Genomic DNA, 16,899 nt, shown 5'->3' on the forward strand with positions numbered 1-16,899 from the left:
ATATTGAAGATCCTTTTATTTTCTATTTAATAAGTGTAAACTTTTTCTGCTCCGTAAAATTTCCTGCATGTAACCTGTAGACATAGACTCCGCTTGCAAGGTTGGACACGTTGAATTCCATTTCATAATAACCTGCGTTCATGCTTTTGTTTACCGGATTAGCTACTTCCTTACCTGTAAGGTCATATATTTTAAGTGTAATATTTACTCCTGATAATTTTACTGGAACAGCAAACCTGATTTTTGTCGTCGGATTAAATGGATTCGGAAAATTCTGCATAAGTGTAAGCTCTTCAGGCAGCAAAGTTGATATGAATATAATTCCGGTTTGCATGTTACTGAACCCAAGCAGATTAACTGTAATATTACTATCGGGATTTTGTATGGTTAACGCTCCGCTGTAAGTCTGATTTGTTTCTGTTGGCTTAAACTTAACCTTAATATACCTTAGTTCATTCTGAGGTATGCTTGTAGGAATAGATTCTACAATAAACTGTGGAGTGCTTGACGTAACTGAATTTATTGAAAGATTGCCAGTACCGTAATTCATCACTCCAACAAAATAACTTGCTGTATCATTAACTGCGAGAGTATCAAATATAACGTTGTTAGGCGAAGCTGATATTTCGGGTCTTGTTATTGCTGGTATTACAGAATAAGTGCTTTTGATACGATCAACTAATTCCGGATGATCAATAAAAGGATTAAAAACATTCTGGAAACTTTTTATTCTTGTATTTCTTAATCGTTCATTGGAGTTAACAGTATCAAGAACATTCCATTGTCTTAATATTCCTTCTTGCTTGGCTGTCATGAATCCTCCGTAATTTGCTGAGTATTTTACGCTGAAATAAAAAAGACTCCTGGCAACATTGCCCTTATGCACATTTCTTGGTTCAAAAACAGTTTCACCTTGTGAATCTTTACCGAGTTTTGAACCGCCGACATTATAAGTTATATTAGTAATAGGAAGTCCGAAGGGATAATTTCCCCTTGCATTATTTGCTGCATCATCTGTTGGATATAAATGAAATAAATCACTCACCATCGGGTCAGCTGAATTGAAAAAACCCTGAGGATAAGTATGCTCACAATTAAAACCTTGTGTCGTAGCTTGCGCTCTTGTCTTTACGTAAGCGCGCCTACCTGTGTAAACGCATTCGAGAGTATCGGGTGACTCGTAATGGTCTATCGTCCCGTACATGTGGTCACGAGCTGTATTGTAGCCCAGTGTAATGTACCCTGTTGTTGTAAAAGTCCGTAGTGCGGTTTTTAACGGTTCATCGATAAGTCCTTGAGTAAAGGAATATAGTGCATCAGGATATTTGGCTGTTGCTACAATATAGTACACTATAGGAGAATTCAGTCCATAATTCTCAAATATAATAAAATCTCTGTAAGTGATATTCTGATTGGTGTAAAAATTCATGGTTACTAGTACGCTATCGAATGGATTTATGTTAAAAGGTGCAGTACTACAAGTAAACTGTTGAGTTAATGTCCTTATGTTTGTAACTTGTATTACTCTATTAACCGGATTCTTCACAAAGAATGATTTGGATTTAATACTCTTTGTAACAGCAGTATCGACTGTAATAAGAGAAGGTGTATACTGTGCATATGTTCCTTTAATACAGAATATAAGAAGCAGAACGAAAAATTTGTTATACATTCGTTTATAAATTATTGTGGTTTATTTCGTAAAGTACATTAGGAAACTTTTCAGCAATGTGCTTTACCATCGCCTCAGCGGCATAAACCGACCGGTGCTGTCCGCCCGTGCATCCGAATGATATCATTAAATTTGTGAAATCCCTTTGAAAGTATTTTTCAATTGCATCATCCACAATTAAGAACACATTTTTCAAGAAACCGGTCATCTTTGTCTGCGTTTCAATATAAAATTTCACGTCAAAATCTTTACCTGTTTTTGTTTTAAATTCGGGATACCTGCCGGGATTTTCAATAAACCTGCAGTCAAATACAAAACCCCCGCCGTTTCCGGAATCATCTTTTGGAATACATCCGTGAAGGTAACTGAATGAAAATACTCTAACTTTTAGCAATATTTTTCGTTAAATTTAAAATAAGGACCCGTAATCAAAGGGAAATAAAGATAATCAATATTGACTTAAAATTAAACCAAAATGGATAAATCATTAATTACAACAGCTTTTGCAATTGACGGTTATAAAATAGTAAAAAACCTTGGAGTTGTGAGAGGAATAACCGTTCGCTCGAGAAACATGTTTGCAACTATCGGAGCTTCTTTGCAAACAATAGTCGGAGGAAATATAACTTTATTTACAGAACTTTGTGAGAAAACAAGAGTCGAAGCGTTTGAAATTATGGTAAAACATGCCGAAGAAATAGGAGCTAATGCCATAGTTGGTATGCGCTACGACGCAAACGACGTCATGTCAGGAGTAACAGAGGTCCTTGCGTACGGTACTGCTGTCATCATGGAAAAAGAATAAAATCCTTCCTAACGTATTAACCTTAAAAAGGTTTTTGATTATTGCTTTACGGATTTTTTCTGCTTTTTTCGTTGCAGAATTAATTTAATAATACGATAAAGGATGTATGCCAATAAAAGTACCGGTATTACAGAAATTACAAACATTATTAATACAGCTAGTACTTTTGTAAATCCGGACAATCCCTTCTTTATCGCTTGTTTAAGTTCATAAAAGAATCCTCCACCGGAGGAGGTGCTTAGCATTGAAGGCTCAAACACGTTAATAGTTAGAGTAGATAGATCTGACTGCGATTTGAGAAGTTTCATCTTGCCTTCTATACTTTCAATCTTTTGCCTGACAGAAGCAAGTTTTTCTTCTACTTCTATAACATCTGATAGTTTAACCGCTTTTTCATCTAGCAGTTTTATTAGTCTTTGCTCAAGCTCTTTCTGTGTTTTTAGACGTGATTCAAGGTCTACGTATTCTTCGGTAACATCGCTAGCCTGTATGTTCTGGTTTACAACTCTTCCGATTTTGCTGATTTCAATAACGAGCAAATCAAACTTATCAGTGGGTACTTTTACAGTAATTGTACCCGATTTGCTTCCGCTTGCATTCACGGTGTTATTGCTTTTAGACACGAATCCGCCCTGTGATTTTACAATCTCAAGAATTTTCACTTCCGTATCATCATACTTCTCTATATCAAGGCTCAAAGAACCTGTTTTAATTATCATTCTTTGGTCTTTTATTTCAGGAAGTTTGTCATCAGTCGAAGATTTATTGTCTGATAAATTGCCCGATTTAGAAGTTGAGGATTCGATATTCCTGGTCCCTGATTCCTGCAACAAATCAGTTGACTTCTCAACATTGACCGGTAGTTTGTCTGATTCGGTTTCACAGCCAAACAGAATCAAAACGAACAAGACCGGTGTTGCAAGATACAAACTTAATTTTCTCATATAATTGTTTTTGTTTAATACTATTGTTTTAAAAAGTATGTTCCCGATGAACGATAACACTACTATATGTGTTTGAATTTATGATTATAAATTAATTTTAAACGAAATAATATGAAAAATTATCAAGTAATGACTTTTAATGCTATTGTGTTAATAGCACTCGGAATATTTGGTTACATAACTTCCGGCAGTCCAACTGCTTTGATAGCTCCTGCAATCGGAGTAATTCTTCTCGGACTTGTAATACCGGTTAAAAAAGAGAATTCAATTACTGCGCATATTGGCGTAGGGCTTACTGGCCTTACTACATTAATGTTTTTCATTGTAGGGGGTATAAGAGGAAACACAATTATTATCATAATGGCAGCTGTATCCTTGATATCACTTATTTTTTACATCAATGATTTTATTAAGAGGAAGAAAGAAAGGGAAGCAGAATAAACTAAGTATTATAGGCGCACCTCTTAAATAAGTGCGCCTTTTTAAAATTTAAACCTTGTTTGTTTGAATTATATAGCCTTTGTTACCAACTTTATCGTAATCCATATCATTAATTCCGAATGCTTCTTTACAAAGTTCTGTAAATACTTCTTCAGAATTTTCAAATTTAAAATCAACTCCGAATACTTTAGCAATCTGTTTAAGTATTTTCCATGTCGGTCTTGCATTAAACCTGTTGTCTTTTGTCCATCTGTCATTTGGAGCACCGAATTTATCAAGTCTTGATAGCGAATATTCTCCCAGAAGCCTTTCCTGCTCAAGTGTTGCTAGAGCAGGTCTTAATCTTTGAATACGTCCCTGAAAATTCATGAACGTACCGTTTATTTCGGCATAAGATGATTCGGAAAATATTATATCCGCTATAGAATCCGAAAATTTGTTTTTAAGGCTGAGATGAAATACGGAAACTTCAAATTTTGAGATTAATCTTGAGAGTCCGGAATTCCTGCTAATATCATCATTTATCACGTATAAAGCCTTATATTTTCCCGAGTTAATATCATTCAGTGTGTCTTCCTGCAATGGCTTTATTCCAAGTGATTGCATTCCTTTGGAGTTAGGTGTTTTATCTGATTTCCTTAGTATATCGTCTCCAAAAGATTCATCAATTTGCGGAATGTAAAATACATCGCTGCTGTTAAACACTTCCTTTGCAAATTTCTTCAGCGCATAATTATCTTCAAGCGTTGAGAACGGAGAGGCGATAAAAAGTATATTTCCTTTCTTCCCGGTGAGTACAGATACTGCTTTTGAGACTGCCTCTTCCCATGCTACTTCTATTATTATTCGATCCTCAGATTCTTCCTCTTCGGATTTTATCATGGGTAGATTATATCTTTTCTCCGTATTACTTAAATCTTTAATAGTATTCAATCTACCCCAGTCGCAAAGCCACCAGTTATTCACTTCAAGGTTCTCCCTTGGTTCAATACGCAGTATCTCATTCTGTCTTACTCCTATAATACTATTGCATCCCCTTGAACAACCCGGACATATTGAATCAGTGAACGACATATCCCATACTCTGGAACGGAACCTGAAATGCTTTGATGTTAATGCACCGACCGGACAAATTTCAATAACATTCATTGAGTAAGGATTATCGAGTTCTTTTCCGGGAAATGTTTTTATTGTGACTTTCTCGCCTCTCTTGACAAATGTGAGCTGAGGTTCTTTTGCTATTTCATCACAAAATCTTATGCAGCGTGAACAGCTAATACATCTTTCTTGATCAAACAATACATTAGGTCCGAGTGATATTCTTTTATCTTTATGATTCTTCTCTTCATCAAAACGTGAAAGTCCTTTGCTGTATTTAAAAGAATAATCCTGAAGTTTGCATTCACCCGCTTCATCACATATAGGACAATCCAGAGGATGATTAATAAGAAGGAACTCCATAACAGCATTTTGTGCCTCTATTACTTTCGGAGATTTAGTATGAACAACCATGCCTTCTGTTGCTGCAGTCGAGCAGGCAATGGCAAGTTTCGGCAGCTTTTCTATTTCGACAAGACAGATTCTGCAGTTACCCGATACAGATAAACCAGGATGCCAGCAAAAATGCGGTATTTCAATACCGGAAGTCTTTGCTGCTTCGATTACAGTCTGCCCGGTATTGTATTCAACCTCTTTATTATCTATAATTAATTTCGGCAAATCTTAAAATATTTATATTAATAAATAAAGATAAAACTAAACACTGTATTCCTCGGTAATATCAGTCTTACTCTTAACAGTAAGAAAGCGAAAATCTGATAATGGAAGTTTTTCATCTACCTCAAGCTTAATTATTGTTCTGTATTTAATACATAACCGAAGAATCTTATTTATAAATCCACTCGTTAAATAATGTTTTATTAACGGATTTACGCGCATTCTCAGGAACATATCTCCGCCTCCACCCCTGAATCTTTGCAGCCATGTTTCAATCTCGGTAACAAATGCCATCTTAGACTGTACTCTGCCTGTACCAATGCACATAGGACAGTTGTCTGACATCCTGTTCAGAATGTTTTGCCTGATTCTCTGTCTTGTAATCTGAACCAGTCCGAAATCTGTCATTTGAAGAACTGTTATTTTTGCACGGTCTTTTCTGAACTCCCTTTTAAGCTCTTCGTGCAATTTCCTTTTGTTCGAATCCTCATACAAGTCAATAAAATCAACAACAATTATTCCACCTATATCTCTCAACCTTAGCTGTCTTGCAATTTCTTTTGCTGCCTCGAAGTTTATCCTTAATGAATTCTGTTCCTGGTCTCTTGATTTAGCATACTTCCCGCTGTTTACATCCACAACAGTCATTGCTTCCGTAGTCTCAATAACAATATAACCAGAATTCTTAAGCCATACTTTCTTGCTTAATGATTCTTCAATCTGCTTTTCAACATTGTAAACATCAAACAAAGGAGCTGAGTTTGAATATAACTCAACTTTTTCTGAAAATTCGGGAGAGTTAATATCAAGATTGCCTTTTATTTCCTTGTATAATTTTTTCGAATCAATTAAAACCCGCGTTACATCATCTCTAAAAAGATCACGAACAACGGAATTTGTTGTTGAAACATCTTTATACAAAATGGCCGGTGGTTTTAAAGTTTTCGCTTTGGCTTGCATTTCATTCCATGTGGAAACCAACTTCTTCAGGTCATCTTTTATAAGATTTTCGTCCTGAGATGCAGCAACAGTTCTGATGATAAGACCAAATCCTTCAGGAAGGAGAGGTCTGACTATCTGCTTAAGACGCCTTCTTTCTTTGTAATTATAAATCTTTTTGGAAATACCAATTCTTCTGTTGAAAGGAAGCAGCACAAGATACCTTCCCGGAAGTGAGACCTTGGAGGTTACGCGTACACCTTTATTACCTACAGGCTCTTTTATTATCTGGACAATAATATCCTGACCTCGTTCTATGTTAACCGGCGCTTTAGACCTGTTATATGCAGTCTTGACAGGGACAGTTGTTACTTCTTCCTCCTCATCGTCTTCGTCAACATCACTGTCATCTCCGAGTATTGAAGAATAATCATCAATTGATGTATCAATATCGGAAAAATGTAGGAAAGCATCCTGTTGGAATCCGAGATTTATAAATGCTGCTCTGATTCCCGGCATAACTTTCGCAACCTTGCCCCAGTAAAGGTCACCAACGTTTCGAGTTAAATCAGGGCTTTCGTAAAATAATTCTACAAGTTTTCCTTCTTCAATTATTGCAATTCTTACTTCATATGAAGTAGAATTAATTAAAATCTCTTTTTTCATTAAGAACTTATATATTCATTCAAAACAAGTTATGAATTCATAGAAGACAGGAACTCTTTATTTGATTTTGTTCCTCTCATTTTATCAAGCATGAACTCCATTGCTTCAACCGGATTTAGGTCAGAAGTAATTTTCCTTAGGAGATAGACCCTGTTAAGAACATCGGGTGATAATAAGAGCTCTTCTTTTCTTGTACCCGAACGATTAAGGTCGAGTGCAGGGAATACTCTTCGATCTGATAGTTTTCTGTCAAGAACACCTTCCATATTACCCGTGCCTTTGAACTCTTCGAAAATAACCTCATCCATCCTGCTGCCGGTTTCTACAAGCGCTGTCGCGATAATTGTAAGACTTCCGCCTTCATCGATGTTCCTTGCAGCACCAAAAAATCTTTTTGGTTTATGTAGTGCGTTAGCATCAACACCACCCGAAAGTATTTTACCACTGTGAGGAATAACGGTGTTGTGTGCTCTTGCAAGACGAGTTATACTGTCTAGTAGTATAACAACGTCTTTGCCTGCTTCTACGAGTCTTCTTGCCTTCTGAATAACTATTTCAGAAACCTGAACGTGCCTTTCAGGCGGTTCATCGAATGTAGAACTCACGACCTCAGCTTTGACGTTTCTCTGCATATCTGTTACTTCTTCTGGTCTTTCGTCAATCAGAAGAACAATTAATGTTACTTCAGGGTGATTTCTTGCAAGGCTGTTTGCAATGGTCTGCAGCAATATTGTCTTACCGCTTTTTGGTGGTGAGACTAGCAAGCCTCTCTGCCCAAATCCAAGCGGCATGAACATATCCATAACGCGCATAGAATACTCACTAGGAGTTGTTTCGATGTTAAATTTCCTAACCGGGTAAGTCGGAGTAAGATTATCAAAAAGTATTCTGTCCCTTATTTTTTCGGGATCACTAAAGTTTACTTCTTCTACTTTAAGAAGAGCAAAAAATCTTTCACCCTCTTTAGGCGGTCTTACCTGTCCTTTCACCGTATCACCGGTTTTAAGTGAAAATTTCTTAATCTGTGAAGGTGAAACATAAATATCATCCGGAGAAGGAAGATAATTATAATCAACCGACCTTAAAAAACCATACCCGTCGGGTAAGACCTCTAAAACACCAGATGAGAACGCAAATCCGTCTTTTTGGGTCTGAGCCTCAATTATTTTAAAAATAAGTTCCTGCTTTTTCAGATCACTATAGCCAGTTAATTTTAGCTCCTTAGCTATTTGAACTAACTCAGCTACTTTCTTTGTTTTTAAATTCTCAAAATTTTGAGCAATTAAATCATCTTTTGAATTCGTCCCCATTAGATCATAACCTTTCTTTCAATTTTAGTAAAAGGGATTAATTATTATTTGAAAACTATCAAACCGATAAATGTTTGGATAATTAAAATGAAATATTAATATTTATTTCTTGAAGTTTCAATACTGGAGTGTGATTAAGACATAACCCAGATTCCGATCAATCTATTAGAAATTAATCATACTTTCAAGTGAAAAAATGAAATTTTTGATAAAGAGGTTTTTTTCTGCTACTCTTCTTGATTTATTTTTAGCATTTTAAGAAAAGAAAATATTTATATTTACGATTTTTATGCCTTAAAACGGGATTGTTTTTAGAATAAATTTTGTTATCATTTAGTTATAGGGTCTTTTTTCAATTAAAATTTCTACCAATAGACCCAGCATTATTATGAAGGGAATAAATGTACAGAGAAGAAAATTTAAACAAAAAGATGGAAAAGACAAACACTGCAGTTTCAAAAAACGGAAAACTCACAGCCGAATATAAAATGGAGGCGCTTTCAGATTACAAAATTGCTTTTGAAAGTAGACAGTGCAGTATACTTGGAAGAAAAGAAACGCTCATGGGGCGCGCTCAGTTTGGTATATTCGGGGACGGAAAAGAACTTGCTCAGATTGCACTCGCTAAAACATTTAAGAAAGGTGATTGGCGTTCAGGATATTACAGAGACCAAACCTTCGCATTCTACACAGGAATGTCTGATAAACGACATTTCTTCTATCAGCTATATGGTGAAACAGACGTAAACAAAGAACATGCCTGCGGCGGAAGGTCAATGAATAACCATTTCGCAACAAGACTCCTTGATGAAAACGGCAAGTGGAAGAACCAGACTAAGATGAATAATACCACTTCCGATATTGCACCTACGGCTGCACAAATGCACAGACTCCTCGGACTCGCATACGCTTCTAAATTATACAGACTGAATCCAGAACTTGCATATTTAAAGGAGTTCTCCGTGAATGGTAACGAAGTTGCATTCGGTACTATAGGAAACGCAAGTACATCTGAGGGTGTTTTCTATGAAGCAATCAATGCTGGAGGAGTACTTATGGTACCTCTTGCAATGTCAATTTGGGATGATGGTTTTGGTATATCTGTACCGAACATTTATCAGATGACAAAAGAAAACATTTCTGAAATCCTTGGTGGTTTTGCTTACGATGAAAAGAAAGAACAGGGTTATAATATCTATAGAATTCCGGGATGGGATTATGAAAAACTTGTAAACACGTATAAAGAAGGAATATCAATAACCAGAGAAAGGCACATTCCTGCAATTTTTCATATTTTTGAAGTTACGCAACCACTTGGACATTCAACAAGCGGTTCACACGAAAGATATAAAACTAAAGAAAGACTGCAGTGGGAAAAAGATTACGATTGTATTGCACAGATGAAGAGGTGGATGATTGAGAAAGGTATTTCTACCAAAGAAGAACTCGATGAAATCGAAAAAGATATAATTGCAGACGTGAAGAAAACACAACAGGAAGTATGGAAAGAATATTGCGATCCGATTCTCAGCGAAAGAGCAGAAGTCAGCAAAATAATACTTGAGGTTTCGAAATCAAGCAGCAACAGCAAAAAAATAGATTTGATTAATAACTCTCTCAACTCTCATGATGCAAGAATGGAACGGAAAGTTACGGCAGAAGCTGTATTCGATGTTTTAATAGCTACTAAGGAAGAAAAAACAAATGAAAGACAAAAATTAAATGACTGGTACAACGAATATTTGAAATCTAATGAAAATAGATTTAACACCTTTCTATTCAGCAAGTCTGATGAGAGTCCGTTGCTCGTAAAGGAGATAAAACCTGTATATTCGGAAAAATCGCCTAAGGTAGCTGGAAGAGAAGTACTGCTCGCTTTTTTTGACGATCTCTTCAAGCGTGACCCGCGAGTATTTGCTATAGGTGAGGATGTCGGACAACTCGGAGACGTTAATCAGGGTATGGCTGGGCTTCAGGCGAAATACGGCGATATACGTGTTACCGATACAGGAATCAGAGAGCAGACAATCGTTGGTCAGGGAATAGGAGCAGCCCTACGTGGATTGAGACCGATCGTTGAAATACAGTATCTTGATTACCTTTTTTATGCAATCCAAATACTTACAGATGACCTTGCAAACCTTCATTACAGAACTCACGGCGGGCAGAAAGCTCCACTGATAATCAGAACGAGGGGTCACAGGCTTGTTGGTATATTCCATTCGGGCTCTCCAATGGGAACTATTATTAACTGCTTAAGAGGTATTCATATCTGCGTTCCTAGAAACATGACTCAGGCAGCAGGTTTTTACAATACACTAATAAAATCAGATGATCCCGGAATGGTAATCGAAAGACTTAATGCCTATAGATTTAAAGAAAAGTTACCTGATAACATTTCAGAAATATGCGTACCGCTCGGAATGCCTGAAGTACTTGAGGAAGGTGACGATGTAACAGTTGTCACATACGGTGCGACCGTGGATATTGTCAAAGGGGCATCAGCAAAACTTCGGGAAATGGGTATCAGTATTGAAGTCGTCGACGTACAAACACTTTTACCGTTTGACAGGTTTGGAATAATAATTAAATCTATTGAAAAAACAAACAGGGTATTGTTTGTGGATGAAGATGTCCCCGGAGGCGCTACAGCATTCATGATGCAGCAGATAGTTGATGAACAGGAGGGATATAAATATCTTGATTCTAAACCTCAATGTTTAAGCGCTAAAGCTCACAGACCGCCTTATGGAGTTGATGGTGATTATTTCTCAAAACCAAGTGTTGAAGATGTTGTGAAATCGGTTTATGAAATAATGCACGAATCATTTCCGGATGCATATCCGAAATTCTTTTAAAGATTGAACCTAATAAATATTAAAGGGGTGTTTTAGACACCCCTTTAAATTTAGCTGAAAATCATTCCTGATACAGTTGTTATAATCAGCCAAAAGACCCAAATCCCAAAAACAGTGATGTATGCTTTCCCAGCCGGCAGCTTTGCAATTTTTGAAAGTCCTATTGCTACAGCTATATAATACCAGATTGAGAATAAATCAATTTTAAAAAACAGCTCGCTCAGCTTCGTTCCTACTACATCGTCCGTAAGAAAAAGAGCAAGACTTGCTGACGACATTTTTCCCATAACAACCGACAACACAAGTGCTACAATCGAGCCTATACCCCCTATAATCATAGGTAGACCTACAACATTCATTAAGCTTCCGAAATCTGCATTTGCTTTAAATATCTTTAATACAAGCATATATACAAGCGATAATACAACAAGCATTAAAAAAGGTATCAAAATAGATCCACCATAACCGATTATCTGAAAAAATACTCCTTTAGGATCCATAAATTTTTCTGCCTGTTCTATTGCTTGTTGAGACTGCTCCTGTGTCATTTTGCCACTTTTTACATTTTCTTCCATACTCTTCTCAAGCTGTGCTTTTTGTTTATCCATCATTCCCGACATTATCTGCTCGTCTCTAAAAAAAATAAAGGTTACAATTAAACTAATAATAATTGTAATTAGAATCGATAAGAACCAATAATTCTTCTTCTTCGTTGCAGCTATTGTTTCAAATGTCTCTCCCGGACTCGAGAGTACACCTATTAAAGCATCCGTAGAAGAAAGTTGTTCTACTGACCCTTTTTGTTCTTCTAAGTTTGTTTCGTTGTTATTTTCCATAGCATTAGGATTTATATAGTTTATTTTTTATTACGTAATCTTCAACTTCAGGTTCCAACATGTATTTTACTGATTTTTTATCTTTGATTCTATGCCTAATGTCGGTAGAAGAAATTTCCAGTATCGGAACCGAAACATATCGGGCTTTTCTGGAGTACTCATCATTTACATCCTGAACAAAATATCCGGGTCTATTCATAACAATTACCTCTGATATAAGAAAAAGTTTGTTTGGATTCTTCCATTTTGGAAATTCAATGAGATTATCTATTCCGATAATAAGATATATTTTAATAAAATCTTCTTTGAACTTTTCGTACAGATCAATGAGAGTATCCACAGTATAATTGGTTATACCATTTTTGGCTTTTTCAATTTCAATATCCGACACCTCAAAATTCGGGTCGTTTTCGAAAGCAAGTTTAGCCATGTTTAGTCTGTGCTCAGCATCTTGAATAGATATAGCATCTTTCAGAGGATGTTTACCCGAAGGTATGAATATAACTTTATCGAGTGAAAGTTGTTCCCTTACATTTTCTGCTAATATTGAATGCCCTATATGGGGTGGATTAAAACTCCCGCCAAATATACCGTATCTCTTCATCAATTATTATTCATTAGTTTTAAATAAACTTGTTCTGTTTTTTCTGTCATAATTTTCTCATCATACATAATAGATGAATTGATTGCATTATCAGATAGATACTCCCTCTTTTCTCTGTTATTGAATAACGAAACGATCAATTCCAAAAGTTCGTTTTTATTATGTAAATTAAACAACATTCCGTTTTCTTCATTTATTATAACTTCTGCATTCGAAGGAATATTACTCGCAACTATGCATTTTCCAGAAGCAAGAGCTTCGATTAGTGATAGAGATAGACCTTCCCACAAAGAGGGAAAAATAAATACATCCATCAAAGGATATATTTTTTCAAGATCTTTTCTTGTGCCAGCAAAGATAACTTTATCCGTCACACCCAGAGACATTGCAAGACGCTTTGCAGAGCCCAGCAGCCGACCGTCCCCAACAAGAAGAAGCTTTAATTCGGGTATTGCTTTAATCAGGTTCGGCATTATTCTAATTAAAATTTTTTGATTTTTCTGTTCATCAAAACGTGAAACATTTCCTATAACAAAATCATCATTAGCAATTTTCAGTTTATTGGCAACAGATTCATCCTTTGTTTTATTCATAAACCTTGAAAGATTAATTCCATTGTTTATTATTGTCGATTTAGAAGGGTCAATTATCTTCATATTTGTCGCGGCGTGAAAATCACTTTCTGTTTCGCAAATATATGCATCACTGTAACCAGCAAGATATTGTTCGATATAGAGTGAAGAATATCTTCTGAATACATTATTTGAATGTATATAATGAATACCATGTATTGTATGAAGAATCTTTGCTCTGCAGCCGAACTTCTTCTTTAGAAACCTTGCATACATTCCTGCGACTCCTCCGTGAGCATGAACGATGTTTACATTTTCTCTTTCAACTTTTCGCAGCAGTTCATTTAGATACTTCGAACGATATAATTTCGGCAGGGTTATATCTATGAATTCGAAACCGCTTTCTAGTACTAATTCTTTAAAACCACCTTTTGACGATGCGCACACAACAGAGTAAAATAACTCTTTATTCAGATTTCTGCACAATGCAAGAGAATGTATCTGTCCGCCTCCTATAAATCCCCCGTCAATTAAGTGCATTACTTTTATCATTTTTCGACCTTTAATAATAGTTTTAATATTTTCCTGTTTATTTCCCTTTTCTCAGTCATTCTTCTGAAAGTAAACTTCACAAGAAGATATATCCGGAGTAATATCCTTTCGTATAATCTGTTGTGTTTTTTATAATATAATAATTGTGATTTCTTAGAGAAATAATATGTTTCTGAATAAAATCTTTTGTTAACATTCTCACCCTTGTAATGAATAAGTCCATTAAATGGGAAATAATACGATTTGAGTCCCTTATCATACAGTCGTTTACACAAATCCGCATCCTCATAGAAAAGGAAAAAATTCTCGTCAAATCCGAAAACTCTTTCAAATGTTTCTCTCTTAATTATCAACGCGGCTCCGCTTACCCAATCAACTTCTTTTATTCTGTTGTTGCCCGTATGATCATTTATTACTGCAATATCGTTCTTAATAAAAGCAGTTTCAATATTTTTATTCTTTATCTCATTCGAGAATTTGTTTTCTTTCCAGTAAGAAAGCTGGTATCTTCCGTCGGGATAAACAAGTCCAAGCCCTGCTACACCAAATTCCATTCCATTAAATACTTTTAGAAAGTCCTGCGAAAAATCCTTTTTCAGTATTGTATCTGCATTCAGAAAGAATAGATATTCCCCTTTTGCATACTTTGCAGCTAAATTGTTTGCCTGAGAAAACCCTTTATTCAAATTATTTAATATTGTCACACCCTCAATCTTTGATAAATCATCCTCAGGCGAGTTATTAACGACTATAATCTCGAACGAACATTTCAGATTCTTCCTGACTGAATCAACGCAGTTAAATGTGAAATCCCTCTGTTTATAATTGATTATGATTACAGAAATATCCATTTACCTTAGTTCGATTACTCTTATATTTACTATTTTCAAATAAGCCAGCATTAATATATTAAGTGCATTCTCTATAAAATTATTTCCATTCGTCGCTTTACCGCTAAGGTACATAAGCACTTCTTCTTCGCTTATTCTCTTTATTGTTTTAAGTTTTGAGTTTTCTGTTTCAATCCATTTGCAGTTCTTTATTATCCAACCATAAGCTTTTATTATACCTTTTACTGAATACCTGCGCGAAATTAGACCGTAAAACAATTTAAGCAATAAATTGTACAACATCAAAGGATAATATTTCATCCTGAAACTATCAGAAAAAAACACAAGAAAATTCAAAAGCCGGTTTCTCTCCTGATAAAAAGTAACGAATTCACTTTTGTATTTACCCATTGTTGCGCCTCCCTTATGCTGTACTAACGACTTTGCATTATGGTAAATATTATATCCTGCAAATTTCACCTTAAACGACAGGTATGTGTCTTCAGCATAAGCAAAATATTCATCGGGGAAAAGTCCACCTAATTTATTCAGAAGTTTCTTTCTTATAATTAAAGAGCAGCCGTTAACCTGAAATATTTCTCCCACCCCATTCTCGTTAATATCAAACACCTCCATTATATTGTTACCGAATAGATTAATCGTTCCGTTCTTTTTATAATACTGCAAAGGTATCCCTTCTGTTATCACAAGCGACTGAACCATTCCGGCATTTTCAGATTCATTTAAACATTTTACAAGCTCCGACAACCATTCTTTATCAACGACGGTATCATTATTCAGAAGGACAATCATTTCACCCGATGCGTGTTGCAGTGCTGCGTTATTTCCTCCTGCAAATCCATGGTTTATTTCCGAAGATATGATTTTAATTCTCACATCATTAAACGTTTCCGCTACATACTCAATACTCCCGTCAGTAGAGCAATTATCTAGAAGTATTACTTCAAAATCCGAATAAGTCTGTGAAAGTACTGATGTAAGACAATCATTAAGATATTCCTTCCCATTATAGTTTAATATCAGTATTGAAACCATCAGTTGGTTAAATGTTTGTTGAGATAATCTTTCAGTAAATTAACTCTTTTTTCCCACGTGTTTTCATTTGCAAAAGCAATCGCCTTTTCTTCGGTAACAAGAGCAGGTAGATTATTTCGTATGAGTCTGTTAACATACTCATAGAATTCATCCTCCGATTTGTACAGATACACATAATCTTTAAATTTTGCAGTTTCCTCATAATAAACTATAAGCGAAGGTGTACCGCTGTACACATATTCATACACTTTTACGGGATTCACAGAACGAACAAGTTCATCAACGGCAAAAGGCATCACAAGTAAGTCTGCTTTTTTCATTACATTCATGATGCTGCTGTGAGGTATCTGAGTATATATTTGCAGGCGCTCGTGACAAGGAATATCTGTATCACAAGGACCCACAATTACAAAATTAACATTCTTAAACCTTCTGAGGGTTTCAAGCAAAAGGTTAAAATTGAACCAATCGGAAACAGCACCTATATAACAAATGTTTTTCATGCCTTCCTTAAAAAGAGGCAAAAGAGTTGCCGGAAAGGTGTTCACTGTATCATCAATACTTAGTTCAACAGCATTGTTGATTACAAGACAATTTTCTTTCTCGTAGTACCTTGTTTTAAGTTTTTGCTTCAGGTATTCAGAAGAAAAAATAACAAGGTTGCTCCTTGAATACAGCATTTTTTCCTGCCGTAATATTTCTTTTTGAACAGTTTCGCTTCTTTTTGAACCCTTAAATTCAACAAAGTCGTCCATGCAATCATATATGACATAATCGTCTGCATGTATAAAATCTTTTATCAAGTAGAAGTGTTTGTAATTGTTTATCAGTATTACATCATATTTATTTTTGTTTATAATCCTCTTAAGAGAATTCTTTAGCAGTGCGGTATTTAAACGATATATTAATGGATTATGTGTTTTAGGTAACTTAAATATCTCATGGCATTTTATATTTGGCGGGATTGGATTTTCTACTCTCTTGGTATACCGCTTTTCAAACACAAGGTCGATATGGTGATCTTCGCTCAGGTATTTGGCAAAGAAATGGGGTCTCTGTTTTATCCAGTACCAGCTTTCGCCCATTATGAAAAGCATT

General features: G+C 35.6%; 15 protein-coding genes. 3 read left to right on the forward strand and 12 right to left on the reverse strand.

Annotated elements, in window-relative coordinates; genetic code table 11:
• Window positions 1-22: 22 nt before the first annotated feature.
• Window positions 23-1,672, reverse strand: coding sequence for an endonuclease (locus WC644_00070; protein ID MFA5010322.1), 1,650 nt, complete (start codon window positions 1,670-1,672; stop codon window positions 23-25).
• A gap of 4 nt (window positions 1,673-1,676) precedes the next feature.
• Complete coding sequence (locus WC644_00075; GenBank protein ID MFA5010323.1) at window positions 1,677-2,066, reverse strand: RNase adapter RapZ; 390 nt, start codon at window positions 2,064-2,066, stop codon at window positions 1,677-1,679.
• A gap of 81 nt (window positions 2,067-2,147) precedes the next feature.
• Here WC644_00075 and WC644_00080 point away from each other — a divergent pair, with 81 nt between their 5' ends.
• Window positions 2,148-2,477, forward strand: coding sequence for a YbjQ family protein (locus WC644_00080; protein MFA5010324.1), 330 nt, complete (start codon window positions 2,148-2,150; stop codon window positions 2,475-2,477).
• A 38-nt stretch (window positions 2,478-2,515) separates the two neighbouring features.
• Here WC644_00080 and WC644_00085 read toward each other — a convergent pair whose 3' ends face one another.
• Entirely contained in the window at window positions 2,516-3,421 is a 906-nt protein-coding gene (locus WC644_00085; GenBank protein ID MFA5010325.1) for a DUF4349 domain-containing protein, read from the reverse strand.
• Between the two features lie 111 nt (window positions 3,422-3,532).
• Here WC644_00085 and WC644_00090 point away from each other — a divergent pair, with 111 nt between their 5' ends.
• A complete protein-coding gene (locus WC644_00090; protein ID MFA5010326.1) occupies window positions 3,533-3,862 on the forward strand; it encodes a hypothetical protein in 330 nt (109 codons plus the stop codon).
• 48 nt (window positions 3,863-3,910) lie between these two features.
• Here WC644_00090 and WC644_00095 read toward each other — a convergent pair whose 3' ends face one another.
• From WC644_00095 to rho, 3 genes are read right to left on the reverse strand one after another with little or no spacing between them, the layout of a single operon-like run.
• On the reverse strand, window positions 3,911-5,581 hold the full coding sequence (locus WC644_00095) for a 2Fe-2S iron-sulfur cluster-binding protein (protein MFA5010327.1): 1,671 nt from the start codon (window positions 5,579-5,581) through the stop codon (window positions 3,911-3,913).
• Between the two features lie 36 nt (window positions 5,582-5,617).
• Complete coding sequence (locus tag WC644_00100) at window positions 5,618-7,183, reverse strand: Rne/Rng family ribonuclease (GenBank protein MFA5010328.1); 1,566 nt, start codon at window positions 7,181-7,183, stop codon at window positions 5,618-5,620.
• A 29-nt stretch (window positions 7,184-7,212) separates the two neighbouring features.
• Entirely contained in the window at window positions 7,213-8,493 is a 1,281-nt protein-coding gene (gene rho / locus WC644_00105) for a transcription termination factor Rho (protein MFA5010329.1), read from the reverse strand.
• A gap of 431 nt (window positions 8,494-8,924) precedes the next feature.
• On the opposite strand from rho, the gene WC644_00110 reads away from it, so the two are divergent.
• Complete coding sequence (locus WC644_00110) at window positions 8,925-11,351, forward strand: thiamine pyrophosphate-dependent enzyme (protein ID MFA5010330.1); 2,427 nt, start codon at window positions 8,925-8,927, stop codon at window positions 11,349-11,351.
• A 50-nt stretch (window positions 11,352-11,401) separates the two neighbouring features.
• On the opposite strand, the gene WC644_00115 is transcribed toward WC644_00110, so the two are convergent.
• The 6 genes from WC644_00115 to WC644_00140 are packed head-to-tail and all read right to left on the reverse strand — an operon-like array spanning window position 11,402 to window position 16,898.
• Window positions 11,402-12,187 (reverse strand): YIP1 family protein, encoded by a 786-nt coding sequence (locus tag WC644_00115; protein MFA5010331.1) that lies wholly within the window; start codon window positions 12,185-12,187, stop codon window positions 11,402-11,404.
• 4 nt (window positions 12,188-12,191) lie between these two features.
• On the reverse strand, window positions 12,192-12,791 hold the full coding sequence (gene nadD / locus WC644_00120) for a nicotinate-nucleotide adenylyltransferase (protein MFA5010332.1): 600 nt from the start codon (window positions 12,789-12,791) through the stop codon (window positions 12,192-12,194).
• Entirely contained in the window at window positions 12,791-13,915 is a 1,125-nt protein-coding gene (locus WC644_00125; GenBank protein ID MFA5010333.1) for a glycosyltransferase, read from the reverse strand. Before WC644_00125 ends, nadD begins: the two co-directional genes overlap by 1 nt.
• On the reverse strand, window positions 13,912-14,766 hold the full coding sequence (locus tag WC644_00130) for a glycosyltransferase family 2 protein (protein ID MFA5010334.1): 855 nt from the start codon (window positions 14,764-14,766) through the stop codon (window positions 13,912-13,914). Before WC644_00130 ends, WC644_00125 begins: the two co-directional genes overlap by 4 nt.
• Complete coding sequence (locus tag WC644_00135; protein ID MFA5010335.1) at window positions 14,767-15,801, reverse strand: glycosyltransferase family 2 protein; 1,035 nt, start codon at window positions 15,799-15,801, stop codon at window positions 14,767-14,769.
• On the reverse strand, window positions 15,801-16,898 hold the full coding sequence (locus tag WC644_00140) for a hypothetical protein (GenBank protein ID MFA5010336.1): 1,098 nt from the start codon (window positions 16,896-16,898) through the stop codon (window positions 15,801-15,803). Before WC644_00140 ends, WC644_00135 begins: the two co-directional genes overlap by 1 nt.
• Window position 16,899: the final 1 nt, after the last annotated feature.

The sequence above is a fragment of the Ignavibacteria bacterium genome (genome assembly GCA_041649015.1).
Lineage (GTDB): Bacteria > Bacteroidota > Ignavibacteria > Tepidaquicellales > Tepidaquicellaceae > CAIKZJ01.

Coding starts and splice junctions, on each gene's coding strand:
- WC644_00140 (MFA5010336.1), bottom strand. CDS start 16,898: ATGCTTTTCATAATGGGCGAAAGCTGGTACTGGATAAAACAGAGACCC.
- rho (MFA5010329.1), bottom strand. CDS start 8,493: ATGGGGACGAATTCAAAAGATGATTTAATTGCTCAAAATTTTGAGAAT.
- WC644_00070 (MFA5010322.1), bottom strand. CDS start 1,672: ATGTATAACAAATTTTTCGTTCTGCTTCTTATATTCTGTATTAAAGGA.
- WC644_00130 (MFA5010334.1), bottom strand. CDS start 14,766: ATGGATATTTCTGTAATCATAATCAATTATAAACAGAGGGATTTCACA.
- WC644_00080 (MFA5010324.1), top strand. CDS start 2,148: ATGGATAAATCATTAATTACAACAGCTTTTGCAATTGACGGTTATAAA.
- WC644_00135 (MFA5010335.1), bottom strand. CDS start 15,801: ATGGTTTCAATACTGATATTAAACTATAATGGGAAGGAATATCTTAAT.
- WC644_00115 (MFA5010331.1), bottom strand. CDS start 12,187: ATGGAAAATAACAACGAAACAAACTTAGAAGAACAAAAAGGGTCAGTA.
- WC644_00090 (MFA5010326.1), top strand. CDS start 3,533: ATGAAAAATTATCAAGTAATGACTTTTAATGCTATTGTGTTAATAGCA.
- nadD (MFA5010332.1), bottom strand. CDS start 12,791: ATGAAGAGATACGGTATATTTGGCGGGAGTTTTAATCCACCCCATATA.
- WC644_00100 (MFA5010328.1), bottom strand. CDS start 7,183: ATGAAAAAAGAGATTTTAATTAATTCTACTTCATATGAAGTAAGAATT.
- WC644_00125 (MFA5010333.1), bottom strand. CDS start 13,915: ATGATAAAAGTAATGCACTTAATTGACGGGGGATTTATAGGAGGCGGA.
- WC644_00085 (MFA5010325.1), bottom strand. CDS start 3,421: ATGAGAAAATTAAGTTTGTATCTTGCAACACCGGTCTTGTTCGTTTTG.
- WC644_00110 (MFA5010330.1), top strand. CDS start 8,925: ATGGAAAAGACAAACACTGCAGTTTCAAAAAACGGAAAACTCACAGCC.